Genomic DNA, 13,801 nt, shown 5'->3' on the forward strand with positions numbered 1-13,801 from the left:
AGCGCGGAAGGTGAGAACCACACCACGATTCAGAAAGGCTCATCATGCCTCGCACTCCGCTCGACATCACTCTGCCCGATCTCACCGGTCGCCTCGCCCTCGTCACGGGTGCAAGCGACGGCATGGGCGTCGTCATCGCCCGCAGGCTCGCCGCGGCGGGCGCCGAGCTCCTCCTGCCGGTGCGCAATCGCGCCAAGGGCGAAGTCGCCGCCGCGACGATCGCGGCCGCCGTGCCCAGCGCGACCGTGACGCTGCACGACCTCGACCTCTCGTCGCTCGACTCGGTGCGCGCGCTCGCTGCGACGCTGGTCGCAGAAGGTCGACCGATTCACCTCCTCATCAACAACGCAGGCGTCATGACCCCGCCCGAGCGTCAGACGACCGTCGATGGATTCGAACTGCAGTGGGGCTCGAACCACCTCGGGCACGTCGCCCTCGTCGCCCACCTGCTGCCGTTGCTGCGCGAGGGCCGCGCTCGCGTGACCTCGCAAGTGAGCGTCGCCGCGCGGTCGGGCTCGATCAACTGGGACGACCTGAACTGGGAAGAGAGCTACGACGGAATGCGCGCCTACGCTCAGTCGAAGATCGCGTTCGGCCTCTTCGGTCTCGAACTCAACCGTCAGAGCCGCGAGCGCGGCTGGGGCATCACGAGCAACCTCTCACACCCCGGTGTTGCACCGACGAGCCTGCTCGCCGCCCGACCCGAACTGGGGCGAGCGAAGCGCGCACGGGGGCGCGGGCTCATCGGCCTGCTCTCTCGCCTCGGTGTCGCCGGAACCGTCGAGTCGGCGGCGCTGCCCGCGCTCATGGCGGCGACGAGCGAAGGCGCGGATGGCACGTTCTTCGGCCCGCAAGGTGCGGGCAACGTCGGCGGAGCGCCGGGCGAGCAGAAGCTCTACGCACCCCTCGACAACCCCGACGAGGGGCGTCGAGTCTGGAACGTTTCGCAGCAGCTGACAGGCGCGGTATTCGCTGCCGCGTGACGGAGCGCCCGACTACGCTCGCCGCATGACGATCGATCAGAAGCTGCTCGACTGGATGCTCGACACCGACCCCGCCTTGCGCTGGCAGGTCGAGCGCGACCTCGCCGATGAGCCCGAGACCGTGTGGCAGGCGACGCGGGCGCGCGTGGCGACCGAGGGCATGGGTGCCGAGCTGCTCTCGCACCAAGACGCCGACGGGCTCTGGGCTGGTGGCGCATACTTTCCCGCCGACTTTGACTGGAACGGCGACGAGGCGAAGGTCGGTCAGCCATGGACGGCGACGACGTGGAGCCTCAACACGCTGCGAGAGTGGGGCCTCGAGGCCTCGGTGCTCGCCGGCACGGCCGAGAAACTCGAGGCCAACGCGCGGTGGGAGTACGACGATCTGCCCTACTGGGGCGGCGAGGTCGATGCGTGCATCAACGGCTTCACGCTCGCCAACGGAGCCTGGCTGGGCGCCGACGTCGATGCCATCGCCACCTGGTTCGCCGAGCACGCGATGACCGAGGGGGGCTGGAATTGCGAGTGGGTCGAGGGCTCGACCCGCTCGAGCTTCCACTCGACGCTCAACTCGCTCAAGGGCATCCTCGAGTGGGAGGAGCGCACGGGCGACACCCGACTGCGCGAGGTGCGTCACGCCGCTGAGGAGTACCTGCTGCGACGACGGATGCTCTACCGCGAGTCGACCGGCGAGCTCGTGGCGCCCTGGGCCACGCACTTCGCCTACCCCTTCCGCCACGTCTACAGCGCCCTCAACGCGCTCGACTACCTGCGCCGAGCGTCACTGCTCGAGGGCACGCCGCCCGATGAGCGAGCATCCGACGCGATCGCCGTCATTCGCGATGCCCAGCAGCCCGACGGAACCTGGGTGCAAGAACGCCGCCACCCGGGTCGCGTCTGGTTCGAGCTCGACGTGCCAGTCGGCGAGCCCTCGCCGTGGCTCACGTTGTTCGCGCTGCGAGTGCTGCGCTGGTGGGACGCCGCCGCCGTCTGATCAGCCCGAGTCGTCGGCGTAGGCGCTCAGGCGCTGCTCGATGAGGACGAGCGCCCGCTGTTGCGCGGGGTTGAGCATGTCGTCGGCGTGATCGGTGAGCAGCGTTGTGGCGGTGCTCAAGTCGAGGTCGGCGAGCTCGAGCCGCAGGTCACGCACGAGCGGCCCGAACGAGGTCACAAGATGCTCGACCAGCGCACTGATCTCGTCGTCTGACGCATCAGGCGGCAGAGCGGCGAAACGCTCGGTGAACTCACGCGAGACCTCGACGACCGAGGGGTCGGCGAACCGCGCGTAGAGCGCAGTGATCGCCTCGGCGCCACCAGGCCCTGCCAAGTGGCTCAGCAGGATGGTCTGCTCGCGGTCGAACCGCGCGATCTCGCGCGTCGAGGCGCTCGCGGCCAAGAGCGCCGCATAGGGGGCGAGCTCGCTCGGCAGATCGGGGGCGGCGTTCCACCGTCGAAGCTCAGCGATCGTCGCTCGTCGCGCCTCGAGCCGCTCGATCTGCGCGGCGACCTCGGCATCGAGCTCGTCGAGCAGGGCGCTCGAGTCGTCGCCCGGGGCGTCGAGAACCTCGGCGAGGCCCTGCAGCGGCAGGCCCAGACTCGCGAGACGAGTGATGCGCAGGATGCGCACGAGGTGGTGCACGGTGTACTCGCGATAGCCGTTGACCGAGCGGGGCGGTTCATCGAGAATTCCGAGCTGGTGGTAGTGCCGCAGCGCGCGCACGGTGACGCCCGCCAGTGCGGCCAACTCACTGCTGCGCATCGGGGGCGTCCTCTCCGGGGGTGCTCCGTTCCAGCGTACGGAGCGATCGCGAACCCAGCCCCACGACGAGCGCGATGAGCCAGAGCGAGGCGATGAGCGCCGAGGCGAGTGCGAGCGATGCGTACTCGATGAGCAGGGCCGCAGCCATGATGCCTGCGGGCGCAGCCAAGGTCATGATCGCGTTCTGCGAACTCAGCACGCGCCCGCGCAGCAGTTCTGGAATCCTCTCGATGAGCAGCACGCCGAGCACGCTGTTGAGCACACCGCTCGCCGCGCCGACCACCATGGCTCCCGCGAACACCGCCGCGGGCGACGGCAGCCAGGCGATGAGCGCGAAGCCCGCCGTCGTGCCCCCGAGCGCGACGACGAACCACACCCGTCGAGAACCTCGGTGGCCGACCGCCGCGTAGGTGCCGGCGCCGACGAGCATGCCAGCGGCGAGGGCGGTGAGCACGAAGCCCAGCAGCCCGGGCTGCTCGATGACGGTGAAGTAGACGGGAAGCACGAGAGACTGCATGGCTGCGAGCACCGTGACGGCGATGAGCGTGATGCTCGTGACGGCGACGAGAAACCGGCTGCTCGCGAGCGCGCGCCAACCGGTGCGCAACTGCTGCCAGCTCGAACCGGCGGACCCGCTGGGCTCGTCGTCGCCGAGGCGGCCGACACTGTGCGGAATGAGCAGCGTGATGAGGGCGGCCGCGAACGAGGTGCCAGCGGTGATCCAGAGCACCGTCGAGCCGTCGAGCGCTGTGATGAGCACGCCGGCGATCGCCGGGCCGATGAGCAGCGCGACGGCGCCGAGTGCTTCGCGCAGGCCGATGAGCCGCTCGGCCGAGACGCCGCTGTGCCGCACGACCGCGGGCAGCAGCGTCTCGCGCGCCGTCATGCCGGGAACATCGCCGAGCGAGCCGATGATGCCGAAGAGCACGAACCACCCGAGGCTGAGCCCGCTGATGAGGTCGACGAGCGGCAGCGCGGCGATCGCGGCGGCAGAGATCAGGTCGGTGACGACCGATGACGTGCGCCGGTTGATGCGGTCGATGACGACGCCCATGAGCAGGCCCGCGACGACCGCGGGAAGCGCGGTCGAGGCGGCGACGATGCCAGCACCGAGAGCACTGCCCGTGGTCTGCAGCACGATGAGCGGCAACGCCACTGCGGCGATCGAGTTGCCGAGCAGCGAGAGCAGGTATGACGACAGGTAGGCGAAGGGAGTGATGCGCATGACCTGATGAAAAACTATGACGTTACGTCGGGGTCAAGTGCAGCGCGGTTGCGCGAGCACATTCGGCGCAGAACGACTCGCAGAGCGCCCACGATGTCTGCAATCCCGGCCAAGATGTACAGATGACCGAAGTGCAGCACCACCCCGCCGACTCGCACGACCTCATCCGCGTGCAGGGCGCTCGAGAGAACAACCTCAAGAACGTCAGCGTCGACATTCCGAAGCGTCGGCTCACGGTCTTCACGGGCGTAAGCGGTTCTGGCAAGTCGAGTCTCGTGTTCGGCACGATCGCGGCCGAGTCGCAGCGCATGATCAACGAGACCTACAGCGCCTTCGTGCAGGGCTTCATGCCGAGCCTCGGTCGCCCCGACGTCGACGTGCTCGAAGGGCTGACGACAGCCATCATCGTCGACCAAGAGCGCATGGGCTCGAACTCGCGGTCGACGGTCGGCACCGCGACAGACGCCAACGCGATGCTGCGAGTGCTGTTCAGCCGCCTCGGCGAGCCGCAGATCGGCCCACCGAACGCGTTCTCGTTCAACGTGCCGACGACGCGCGTGAGCGGCGAGCGTTCGAGCTCGACAGGCGAGACGGTCACGATCGAGAACGAGATCTACCTCGGCGGCATGTGCCCGCGGTGCGAAGGCATGGGCAGCATCAACGACATCGACCTCGCGCAGCTCTACGACGACTCGAAGTCGCTCAACGAGGGGGCCATCACGGTGCCCGGGTACACGGCCGACGGCTGGATGGTGCGCATCTTCACCGAGTCGGGGCTCGTCGATGGCGACACCCCGATTCGAGACTTCAGCCCCGAGATGCTGCACGACTTTCTCTACAGAGAACCCACCAAGGTCAAGGTCACCGGAATCAACATGACCTACGAGGGGCTCGTGCCCCGCATCCAGAAATCGATGCTCAGCAAAGATGTCGACGCGATGCAACCCCACATCCGCGCCTTCGTCGAGCGCGCCGTGACGTTCTCACCGTGCCCAGAGTGCGAAGGCACGCGGTTGAGTGAGGCGGCACGCTCGTCGCGCATCGGCGGGGTGAATATCGCCGAAGCCTGCGCGATGCAGATCAGCGACCTCGCGGCCTGGGTGGGGGCGCTCGATGCCCCGCCGGTGGCGCCGCTGCTCGGCAATCTCAGGCGCACACTCGACTCGTTCGTCGAGATCGGTCTCGGCTATCTGAGCCTCGACCGCCCGGCGGGCACGCTCTCGGGCGGTGAGGCTCAGCGCACCAAGATGATTCGGCATCTCGGGTCGTCGCTCACCGACGTCACCTACGTCTTCGACGAGCCGACGGTCGGCCTGCACCCGCACGATATTCAGCGCATGAACGACCTGCTGCAGCGCTTGCGCGACAAGGGCAACACGGTGCTGGTCGTCGAGCACAAGCCCGAGGCGATCGCCATCGCCGACCACGTCGTCGACCTCGGCCCGCGCGCCGGTTCGGCCGGTGGTGAGATCGTGTTCGAGGGCACTGTCGAGCAGTTGCGCACGAGCGGCACCCTCACGGGTCGGCATCTCGATGATCGCGCCACGCTCAAGAGCTCGGTGCGCACGCCGTCGGGTGCGCTCGAGGTGCGAGGCGCGTCGAGCCATAACCTGCAGAGCGTCGATGTCGATGTGCCGCTCGGTGTGCTCGTCGTCGTCACGGGCGTTGCCGGCTCGGGCAAGAGCTCGCTCATCCACGGCTCGGTCGCCACGCGCGACGGCGTCGTCGCCGTCGATCAGGCAGCGATCAGAGGGTCGCGCCGCAGCAACCCCGCCACCTACACGGGCATGCTCGAACCGATTCGCAAGGCATTCGCGAAAGCCAACGGCGTCAAGCCCGCGCTCTTCAGCGCGAACTCTGAAGGCGCGTGCCCCACCTGCAACGGTGCCGGTGTCATCGACACCGATCTCGGGATGCTCGCCACCGTCTCGACCCCGTGCGAAGACTGCGGTGGTCGCCGTTTTCAGGCCTCGGTGCTCGAGTACCGCTTGGGCGGAGCCAACATCACCGACGTCTTGGCGATGCCCGTGAGTGATGCCGTCGACTTCTTCGCCCACAGCGAATCGCGCGTGCCAGCCGCGCACGCGATTCTGCAACGGCTCAACGATGTCGGCCTCGGCTACCTCACGATCGGCCAACCGCTCTCGACGCTCTCGGGCGGCGAGCGTCAGCGGCTCAAGCTTGCGATGTCGATGGCCGATACGGGTCGAGTGCTCGTGCTCGACGAGCCCACGACGGGCCTGCACCTCGCCGACGTCGAGCAGCTGCTCGGCCTGCTCGACCGCCTCGTCGACAACGGCACCTCGGTCATCGTCATCGAGCATCACCAGGCCGTGATGGCTCATGCAGACTGGATCATCGACCTCGGGCCGGGCGCGGGCCACGACGGCGGACGCGTCGTGTTCGAGGGCACGCCAGCCGACCTCGTCGCCGCTCGGTCGACCCTCACTGGCGAGCACTTGGCGCAGTACGTGGGCGCCTGACCGCTGTCGCGATGAGTGCTGCTCAGACCCGCGCCACGAGCGGCTCGCCGTCGACGGTCAGCAGCGTCAGCTCGGGCAGGGTTGTCGCGATCGAGCGGGCGCGCCACGGCGTCGAGATGAGCGCGAGCACGACGCCGTCTGATCGGCGCGCGACCTCGCACTCGCGCTGCCGGTCGAGTGCGGCGGCCGAGGAGTCGTCGGTGAGATACACCGTCTCGTAGCTCAGCCGTTCAAGAATGACGGGGCACGAGAACTCGAGCTCCATGCGCTGCGCGAACACTTCGAACTGCAGCGGACCGACCGCCCCGAGCACGGGGTGCTGCTCGCCCCGGCGCTCAGATCGCAGCACCTGCAGCACGCCCTCCTGCTCGAGCGACTCGACCCCCTTGCGAAACTGCTTGTACTTCGACAGGTCGGCGGCGCGAACGACGCTGAAGTGCTCGGGCACGAATCGCGGCAGCTCAGGAAAACGCACGGGGTTGCCCAGGTAGACGGTGTCTCCCGGTCGCAGCATGGTCGCGTTGACGAGGCCGACGACATCGCCCGGCCAGGCTTCTTCGACGGTCTCGCGCTCGCTGCCGAACAGCTGCTGCGCATACTTCGTCGTGACCGTGCGACCCGACCGCGCGTTGGTCACGGTCATGCCGCGCTCGAACCGGCCCGAGCACACGCGCAGGAAGGCGATGCGGTCGCGATGCGCCGAGTCGAGCCCCGCTTGCACCTTGAACACGTAGCCCGAGAAGTCGTCGTCGACCGATCGCGCAGAGTCATCGACAGCGCGGCGTGCCACCGCGCCGGGCGCCTCTGCGGCGATGAGGTCGAGCAGGGTATGGATTCCGATGTTGTGCACCGCGGCGCCGAAGACCAGGGGAGTGGTCTCGCGAGCTCGAAAGCGCTGGGTGTCGTGCACGTGGTCGTCGAGCGCGAGCAGTTCGACTTCTTCGCGCGAGGTCTGCCAGGCCGGCCCGTGATCGGCGGCGGCCTGCTCAGGCTCGAGCTCGGTCCAGTGGGCGACGGTGGCGCCTCCGCTCGAGCGCTCGAACCGCTGCATGCGACCGCTCGGCACGTCGAGCAGGCCTTCGAAGTAGCCCGCTTCGCCGACCGGCCACGTGATCGGCGTCGGCAGCAGGCCGGTGCGCTCGCGAATCTCGTCGACGAGGTCGAGGGCCGCTCTGCCGGGGCGATCCCACTTGTTCACCATCGTGATGATCGGAACATTCCAGCGCCGGCATACCTCGAACAGTTTCATGGTCTGCGCTTCGAGGCCTTTCGCGGCATCGATGAGCATGATCGCCGCGTCGACCGCCGAGAGCACGCGATAGGTGTCTTCAGAGAAGTCGGAGTGGCCGGGGGTGTCGACGAGGTTGATGACGACATCGCGATAGTCGAATTGAATGGATGCACTGCTGATCGAGATGCCACGCTGCTGCTCGATCTGCATGAAGTCTGAGACCGTCGTCGAGCGCCCGCGCTTGCCGTGCACGGCCCCGGCCCTGCCGATCGCCTGGGCGTGCAGCAGCAGGGCTTCAGTGAGCGTCGACTTGCCGGCGTCGGGGTGCGAGATGACGGCGATGGTGCGTCGTCGGGCAGCCTCGAGGGTGGCGTCGAGCTGCTCGGTCATCAACTCCTCCGGTCACCACGACGGCTGCGCAAAAGCTCAGTCTACTCGTCGCGCCTCGGCCTCCGAGTCGGCACAGGGGCCCTTGGGCCCTGCCGATCGTCACCGTCAGGCCATACGCTATGCGGTGACACAGCTCAGGAGGCTCTCATGGCAAGTGGCAAGGCAGTGCAGCAGGCGGCTCCGCTCGGGTTCTTCGGACTGCTCGCCTACATCGGCGCCGCGGTCTACTTCATCGGGCAGAGCGACGGCAGCTTCTGGGGAGTCATCCTCGGGCTGCTGCAGGCGATCGTGTGGCCCGCCTATGCCGTGTTCGGCGGGCTGACGGCACTGGCCGTCTGACTCGTTCGACTCGCGCGTCAGTGCGCGAACAGCACTTTCAGCACGACGACGATCGCGCAGGCGAGTGCGAGCCCGAGCCCGCCTGAGAGGGTGCGCCAGGTGGGGCGTCGACCGCTGAGCCGTTCGACGAGAAAGCCGATGAGCGCGAGGCGCCCGACGACCCACACCGCTGCGGTGAGCTGCGCGAACTGCGTCGGCACGACTGAGAAGGTCGCCACGAACAGAATGGCGGCCGGCACGACGCCCGAGACGAGAATCGGCAGGGCATCCTGAATCTCATGCACCATGTGCGGGCGATGCGCGTGGCGTTCACGACCCAGCTGCTGACCCACGTTGTGGGCGAGAATGTGGGCGACATAGGTCGTCAGGGCGGTCACCGAGACGAGCAGCGCGGCCTCGCCGCCGACAATCGACTTGCCCGTGGCGATGACGATGGCCGCGAGCACGAGAATGTTTCCGTAGACGTAGGCCGAGAGTCGAAGCCGCAGCCTCTCGATCGTGAGGTGCTCACCCGAGTGCGCGAGCATCCACCCTGGCATTCTCGGGGTGGTGACCTCGCTCACGACGCTACAGCGAGTAGTCGACGACCGCGCGGTCGCTGATCACTGACGAGATGTAGGCGAACACCTCTTTGTGGGCCGGGTGCACCTGGTAGGCCTCGAGGGCCGCGTTGTCGTCGTGCTCTGACACGAGCGCGAGATCCCAGTGCCCGTCGACGAGACCGAGATCGCGATCGACGCGAATGCTCTGGATGCCCGCGATCTGCGTCGCGAGAGCTTCGAGGCGCTCGGCGATGCCGTGAGCGTCTTCGCGGCGCTGGGTCTCGTCGTCGGCGGCGAGCTTGAACAGCACGATGTGGCGAATCATGTCTTCACTCTAGGGCGCGCACGGGGGCGGTGGAGGGCTAGATTCAGCCCATGGAGTCGCGTTTCGCCACACCCCTGCAGATGCGGGAGTCGGTCTTCTTCGACGGGCCGGAGGCCGCTGCCCGGCATTCGCGGTTCTGGCTGCTGCTGGTGCTCTCGGCGATCATCGCCTCGGCGGGAGTCGTCGCCGACTCGACGGCCGCGGTGATCGGCGCCATGATCGTCGCGCCGCTGCTCGGCCCGATTCAAGGAACGATGCTCGCGACCGTGCTCGGTGATCGCGCCAACCTGATGCGCTCGATGCTGCTCGTGATCGCGGGCGCCGCCGCCGCGGTCGCGATCGGATACCTCATCGGCTTGACGGTGACGGGCGATGTCGTCGCTGCGACGAATTCGCAGGTGGCGGGGCGCGTCAGCCCGCGACTCATCGACCTGCTGGCTGCACTCGGCACAGGAGTGGTTGGTTCGGTGGCGCTCGTGCGACGCGACATCTCTGACACCCTGCCGGGTGTCGCCATCGCGATCTCGCTCGTGCCTCCGCTGACGGTGGTCGGGCTCACGCTCGAATCAGGGGCGTGGGTCGAAGCGCTCGGAGCCCTGCTGCTGTTCGTCACGAACGTCGTCGCGATCATCGCGACGGGCATCGTCGTCATGTCGATCTACGGGGTCAATCGGCTTGCTGCCGTCACAGCGGCCGACGGCGCCGTCTCGGCGAGTCTGCGCAAGCCAGCCGCCCTGCTCGCCGCGATGCTCATCGTCATCGGGCTGCCGCTGACCTTCACGAGTGCAGACATCGCCTCGCGCTCGCTCACCGAGACCGCAGTGCACGACGAAGTGAATCGGTGGAGCGTCGATGCGGGATGGAGCTTGACGAATCTCATCTACTCGCGCGACGAGATCACGGTCTACCTCGAGGGCCCGCTGCCGTTGCCCGAGACTGAGTCGCTCGAGGCAGCGCTCACCGCCCGCGGAGTCGACGTCGAGACGGTGCGCCTCGTGCTGGTGCCCGTGTACGAAGTACGACTGGGCGACTAGAGGTGTCGACGACTCGATAGGTCTGCATCGCGCTCGCGTCAACCCCCCTGCGCACCGGCTCGTTGTCGATTACGGTGCCCCGCATGGTTCTTCAGCAGACGCACGCAGACAGCACTCTCGCCTTCTTGATGGAGGGCTACCGATTCGGCCAGCGGCGCTTCGACCGCTTCGAGGCCGACGCGTTCCGCACGCGCATCGCGCTCAGACCCGCAACGCTCATGCGGGGTCCGAGCGCGGCCCGATTCTTCTACAGCGATGACAACTTCACACGGGCGGGGGCCATGCCGCCGACCACGAAGCGGCTGCTGCAAGACGAGGGCAGTGTGCAGTCGCTCGATGGACACCATCACCGGCACCGCAAGACCCTGTTTCTTCCCCTGGCAGACGTGACCTCGGTCGAGACCGCGCGCGAGCTGCTGCGTGACGAGTGGCGACGCGCGGTGACCCTGTGGTCGACACGACCGAACGTGGTGCTCATGGACGAGCTGCCCCTGGTGTTCACTCGAGTCGCGTGCCGATGGGCAGGCATCGACGTTCCGGCCGCCAGAGTCGAATCTCTCGCTGACGAGTTGAGCAGCATGATCCACTACGCAGGCTCGACGGGGCCCGGCATGTGGGCCGCACTCGCGCGGCGACGGGCAACCGAGCAGTGGGCTGCAGAACTGATCTCAGAGGTGCGCAGGGGCACCATCACCCCACTCCCGCAGTCGATGCTCGAACGCATCGCCGACTTCGTCGATGCCGACGGAGAGCGACTCGATCTCGATGTCGCCGCGGTCGAGCTCATCAACGTGCTGCGCCCGACCGTCGCGGTGGCGAGATTCGTGGTCTGGGCTGCGTGGGCACTCGCGCACGCTCCCCAGTGGCGCCAGCGCGTGGTCGCCAGCGACGAGGTCAGTCGCGCCGTCGCGCAAGAAGTGCGTCGATTCGCACCGTTCTTTCCCGCCGTCGCGGGTCGAGCCACGCGCACCCTCGAGTGGCAAGGTCACACGTTCGAAGAAGGCGCGTGGGTGCTGCTCGACATCTTCGCCACCAACCGAGACCCGTCGGTGTGGGCGCGACCCGATTCGTTCGACCCTGGCCGGTTCATGGGTGACGAGCCCGACCCGAACGCCCTCATACCGCAAGGTGCGGGAGACGTGGCTGACGGTCATCGTTGCCCTGGCGAAGATGCAACCGTCGCACTGCTCGACGAGGCCATTCGTCTTCTCGAGCGCGACACCGACTACTCGGTGCCGCACCAAGATCTCGGCGTGCGGATGACCAGAATGCCGGCGGCCCCACGAAGCGGCATGGTCATCTGCGACGTGATGCCTGTCGCCGCCGATGCGCGACGCCCCGCATGAGCAGGTAGGCACCGATGCCCCCGAAGACGGCAGAACCGATCACGATCACGGTGTTCCAGAGAGCGAAGCCCTCTGCCTCGTCGCTCGGCGTGGGTCTCCCGAAGAAGAAGATGATTCCCGCGATACCGATGGCGAGCAGAATCGCGCCGATGATCGTGTGGCCCGCGCCACCGCTCGGCTCTGGTGCGACCGACTCGCTCGCGGACGACGGGTCGCGGCCAGGGTCGCTGTGAGTGAGGTCGTTGTCGTTCATGTCTGCGATGCAACGCGATACCCGACCGCCGTGTCGACCCCTTGACCGAGTGCGCCACTCGTGACATAGGGCCGCTTCACTGCCGCACCGCATACGCTGGAGGGGTGACTGCCGCGCCCTTGACCGATGCCGAGATCGAGCGTCTGCGCGCGCAGTTTCCGATTCTGTCTCGAGAGGTCAACGGGCATCCTCTCGCCTACCTCGATTCGGCTGCGACAGCGCAGAAGCCGACGCGAGTCATCGAGGCCGAGGCCGAGTACTACCGTTCGGCGAACGCGGCCGTGCACCGCGGAGCCCACACGCTCGCGGCCGAGGCCACCGAGCTCTACGAAGATGCTCGTCACACCGTCGCACGGTTTCTGGCCGTCGATGACGACGAGATCGTCTTCACCGGCAATGCGACCGACGGGCTCAATCTTGTCGCGGCGGCGATCGGTCACGCGAGCACTGGGCGAGGTGCGGGGGCCGATTTTCCACGATTCGCGCTCGGCGAGGGCGACGAGATTCTCACGACCGAGCTCGAGCACCACGCCAACCTGATTCCGTGGCAAGAGCTCGCCGCGCGCACCGGCGCGACGCTGCGGCACATTCCCGTGCGCGACGACGGCGTGCTCGACCTCGACGCCGCGGTGTCGCTCATCTCAGAACGCACGCGGGTGCTCGCACTCAGCCACGTCTCGAACGTCACGGGCATCGTCACGCCCCTCGCCGCTATCGTGCCGCACGCGAAGCGAGTCGGCGCTCTGGTCGTGCTCGACGCGTGTCAGTCGGCCGCGCACCTGAGTCTGCGCCCGCGCGATCTCGGCGTCGACCTTGCCGTGTTCAGCGGCCACAAGCTCTACGGCCCGACAGGCATCGGCGTGCTCTACGGTCGGTCAGAAGTGCTCGCCGCATTGCCGCCCCACGTGTTCGGAGGGTCGGCCATCACGACGGTGACGCTCGACAAGGCCGCGTTTCTGCCACCGCCGCAACGATTCGAACCCGGCACCCCGCGCATCGCCCAAGTGCTCGGTCTCGCCGAAGCGCTGCGGTTTCTCGACGACGTGGGCCTCGATCGCGTCGCGGCGACCGAGCATGCGCTGGCGGAGCGACTGCTGTCAGGGCTCGCGGCCGTGCCGGGAATCCGCCTGCTGGGCGACGCGGCGGTCGCGCCGGCCGACCGCATCGCGCTCGCGAGCTTCGTCGTCGACGGCGTGCACGCCCACGATGCCGGTCAGGTGCTCGACCAGGTCGGCATCGCAGTGAGGGTCGGGCACCATTGCGCGCAACCGCTGCATCGACGCTTGGGAGTCACGGCGAGCGTGCGCATCAGCGCAGGGGTGCACACGACCCCGGCAGAGCTTGATCGGGCCATCGACGTGGTGGCGAGCATCCGCCCCTTCTTCGGCCTGGGTGAGGAAGAGACGTCGTGAGCGGGCTCGAACAGCTGTACCAGCAGATCATCATGGACCACTCGAAGCGCCCATACGGCGTGGGTCTCGAGCCGGGGGAGGAGACGAGCCATCAGCTCAACCCCACGTGCGGCGACGAGATCACGCTGGCTCTGCGGTGGGATGCCGCGGGCGAGCGGCTGCAGTCAGTCGCCTGGGAGGGCGCCGGCTGCTCGATCTCGCAAGCGAGCGCCTCGTTGCTCGCGACGCTGGCGCAGGAAGCGGTCGATGAGGGCGCTGGCTTCACCTCCGACGACCTGACTGCGCTCATCGACGAGTTTCGCGAGGCTCTGCGCTCGCGCGGAACGATTCCGCTCGACGAAGAGCGCTTCGGCGACGCCGCGGCGCTCAGCGGAGTCTCGAAGTTCGTCGCGCGCGTGAAGTGCGCGATGCTCGCCTGGGTGGCGGCCGAAGACCTGCTGCAGCGGCGGTCTGAGGCGTCGTAGGGGTAGGGCAGAGCG

14 protein-coding genes are annotated in these 13,801 nt (G+C 67.8%); 8 read left to right on the top strand and 6 right to left on the bottom strand.

Going from position 1 to position 13,801, the window contains the following annotated elements:
- The first annotated feature begins 44 nt into the window (after positions 1 to 44).
- Both KIT89_RS12870 and KIT89_RS12875 read left to right on the top strand, forming a co-directional pair.
- Positions 45 to 983 carry an SDR family oxidoreductase gene (locus tag KIT89_RS12870; protein ID WP_297602241.1) on the top strand — a complete coding sequence of 313 codons (939 nt, stop codon included), beginning with the start codon at positions 45 to 47 and terminating at the stop codon, positions 981 to 983.
- Between the two features lie 25 nt (positions 984 to 1,008).
- Positions 1,009 to 1,977, top strand: coding sequence for a squalene cyclase (locus KIT89_RS12875; RefSeq protein ID WP_297602243.1), 969 nt, complete (start codon positions 1,009 to 1,011; stop codon positions 1,975 to 1,977).
- Here the strand turns inward: KIT89_RS12875 and KIT89_RS12880 are convergent, their stop codons facing one another.
- Both KIT89_RS12880 and KIT89_RS12885 read right to left on the bottom strand, forming a co-directional pair.
- Positions 1,978 to 2,742: a MerR family transcriptional regulator gene (locus tag KIT89_RS12880; RefSeq protein ID WP_297602246.1), complete on the bottom strand. Its 765-nt coding sequence runs from the start codon at positions 2,740 to 2,742 to the stop codon at positions 1,978 to 1,980. It lies immediately after the preceding gene.
- The gene (locus KIT89_RS12885; RefSeq protein ID WP_297602248.1) at positions 2,729 to 3,967 is read right to left on the bottom strand and encodes an MFS transporter; all 1,239 of its coding nucleotides are present in this window, start codon (positions 3,965 to 3,967) and stop codon (positions 2,729 to 2,731) included. Before KIT89_RS12885 ends, KIT89_RS12880 begins: the two co-directional genes overlap by 14 nt.
- 122 nt (positions 3,968 to 4,089) lie before the next feature.
- Between KIT89_RS12885 and KIT89_RS12890 the strand changes: the two genes are divergently transcribed.
- The gene (locus tag KIT89_RS12890) at positions 4,090 to 6,450 is read left to right on the top strand and encodes an excinuclease ABC subunit UvrA (protein WP_297602250.1); all 2,361 of its coding nucleotides are present in this window, start codon (positions 4,090 to 4,092) and stop codon (positions 6,448 to 6,450) included.
- Between the two features lie 22 nt (positions 6,451 to 6,472).
- Here KIT89_RS12890 and KIT89_RS12895 read toward each other — a convergent pair whose 3' ends face one another.
- Complete coding sequence (locus KIT89_RS12895) at positions 6,473 to 8,071, bottom strand: peptide chain release factor 3 (protein ID WP_297602252.1); 1,599 nt, start codon at positions 8,069 to 8,071, stop codon at positions 6,473 to 6,475.
- A 147-nt stretch (positions 8,072 to 8,218) separates the two neighbouring features.
- Between KIT89_RS12895 and KIT89_RS12900 the strand changes: the two genes are divergently transcribed.
- The gene (locus KIT89_RS12900; protein ID WP_297602254.1) at positions 8,219 to 8,410 is read left to right on the top strand and encodes a hypothetical protein; all 192 of its coding nucleotides are present in this window, start codon (positions 8,219 to 8,221) and stop codon (positions 8,408 to 8,410) included.
- A 17-nt stretch (positions 8,411 to 8,427) separates the two neighbouring features.
- On the opposite strand, the gene KIT89_RS12905 is transcribed toward KIT89_RS12900, so the two are convergent.
- Positions 8,428 to 8,973 (bottom strand): hypothetical protein, encoded by a 546-nt coding sequence (locus KIT89_RS12905; protein ID WP_297602255.1) that lies wholly within the window; start codon positions 8,971 to 8,973, stop codon positions 8,428 to 8,430.
- 4 nt (positions 8,974 to 8,977) lie between these two features.
- Positions 8,978 to 9,277 (bottom strand): Dabb family protein, encoded by a 300-nt coding sequence (locus tag KIT89_RS12910; protein WP_297602257.1) that lies wholly within the window; start codon positions 9,275 to 9,277, stop codon positions 8,978 to 8,980.
- 50 nt (positions 9,278 to 9,327) lie between these two features.
- Here KIT89_RS12910 and KIT89_RS12915 point away from each other — a divergent pair, with 50 nt between their 5' ends.
- Positions 9,328 to 10,311, top strand: a complete 984-nt coding sequence (locus tag KIT89_RS12915) for a DUF389 domain-containing protein (RefSeq protein ID WP_297602259.1) — start codon at positions 9,328 to 9,330, stop codon at positions 10,309 to 10,311.
- Between the two features lie 83 nt (positions 10,312 to 10,394).
- Positions 10,395 to 11,657 (top strand): cytochrome P450, encoded by a 1,263-nt coding sequence (locus KIT89_RS12920; RefSeq protein WP_297602261.1) that lies wholly within the window; start codon positions 10,395 to 10,397, stop codon positions 11,655 to 11,657.
- Here KIT89_RS12920 and KIT89_RS12925 read toward each other — a convergent pair.
- The gene (locus KIT89_RS12925; RefSeq protein ID WP_297602263.1) at positions 11,608 to 11,910 is read right to left on the bottom strand and encodes a hypothetical protein; all 303 of its coding nucleotides are present in this window, start codon (positions 11,908 to 11,910) and stop codon (positions 11,608 to 11,610) included. The two genes, KIT89_RS12920 and KIT89_RS12925, sit on opposite strands and share 50 nt — an antisense overlap.
- A 104-nt stretch (positions 11,911 to 12,014) precedes the next feature.
- Here KIT89_RS12925 and KIT89_RS12930 point away from each other — a divergent pair, with 104 nt between their 5' ends.
- Together KIT89_RS12930 and sufU are read left to right on the top strand one after the other, a co-directional pair.
- Complete coding sequence (locus tag KIT89_RS12930; protein ID WP_297602265.1) at positions 12,015 to 13,322, top strand: SufS family cysteine desulfurase; 1,308 nt, start codon at positions 12,015 to 12,017, stop codon at positions 13,320 to 13,322.
- On the top strand, positions 13,319 to 13,786 hold the full coding sequence (gene sufU, locus KIT89_RS12935; RefSeq protein ID WP_297602267.1) for a Fe-S cluster assembly sulfur transfer protein SufU: 468 nt from the start codon (positions 13,319 to 13,321) through the stop codon (positions 13,784 to 13,786). The genes KIT89_RS12930 and sufU overlap by 4 nt, the downstream gene beginning before the upstream one ends.
- Positions 13,787 to 13,801 lie beyond the last annotated feature (15 nt).

It is taken from the genome of Microcella sp., from assembly GCF_025808395.1.
Lineage (GTDB): Bacteria > Actinomycetota > Actinomycetes > Actinomycetales > Microbacteriaceae > Microcella.

Excerpts from the sequence above, each read along its gene's own strand:
- KIT89_RS12870 (WP_297602241.1), top strand. The coding sequence starts at position 45 with ATGCCTCGCACTCCGCTCGACATCACTCTGCCCGATCTCACCGGTCGC.
- KIT89_RS12875 (WP_297602243.1), top strand. The coding sequence starts at position 1,009 with ATGACGATCGATCAGAAGCTGCTCGACTGGATGCTCGACACCGACCCC.
- KIT89_RS12880 (WP_297602246.1), bottom strand. The coding sequence starts at position 2,742 with ATGCGCAGCAGTGAGTTGGCCGCACTGGCGGGCGTCACCGTGCGCGCG.
- KIT89_RS12885 (WP_297602248.1), bottom strand. The coding sequence starts at position 3,967 with ATGCGCATCACTCCCTTCGCCTACCTGTCGTCATACCTGCTCTCGCTG.
- KIT89_RS12890 (WP_297602250.1), top strand. The coding sequence starts at position 4,090 with ATGACCGAAGTGCAGCACCACCCCGCCGACTCGCACGACCTCATCCGC.
- KIT89_RS12895 (WP_297602252.1), bottom strand. The coding sequence starts at position 8,071 with ATGACCGAGCAGCTCGACGCCACCCTCGAGGCTGCCCGACGACGCACC.
- KIT89_RS12900 (WP_297602254.1), top strand. The coding sequence starts at position 8,219 with ATGGCAAGTGGCAAGGCAGTGCAGCAGGCGGCTCCGCTCGGGTTCTTC.
- KIT89_RS12910 (WP_297602257.1), bottom strand. The coding sequence starts at position 9,277 with ATGATTCGCCACATCGTGCTGTTCAAGCTCGCCGCCGACGACGAGACC.
- KIT89_RS12915 (WP_297602259.1), top strand. The coding sequence starts at position 9,328 with ATGGAGTCGCGTTTCGCCACACCCCTGCAGATGCGGGAGTCGGTCTTC.
- KIT89_RS12920 (WP_297602261.1), top strand. The coding sequence starts at position 10,395 with ATGGTTCTTCAGCAGACGCACGCAGACAGCACTCTCGCCTTCTTGATG.
- KIT89_RS12925 (WP_297602263.1), bottom strand. The coding sequence starts at position 11,910 with ATGAACGACAACGACCTCACTCACAGCGACCCTGGCCGCGACCCGTCG.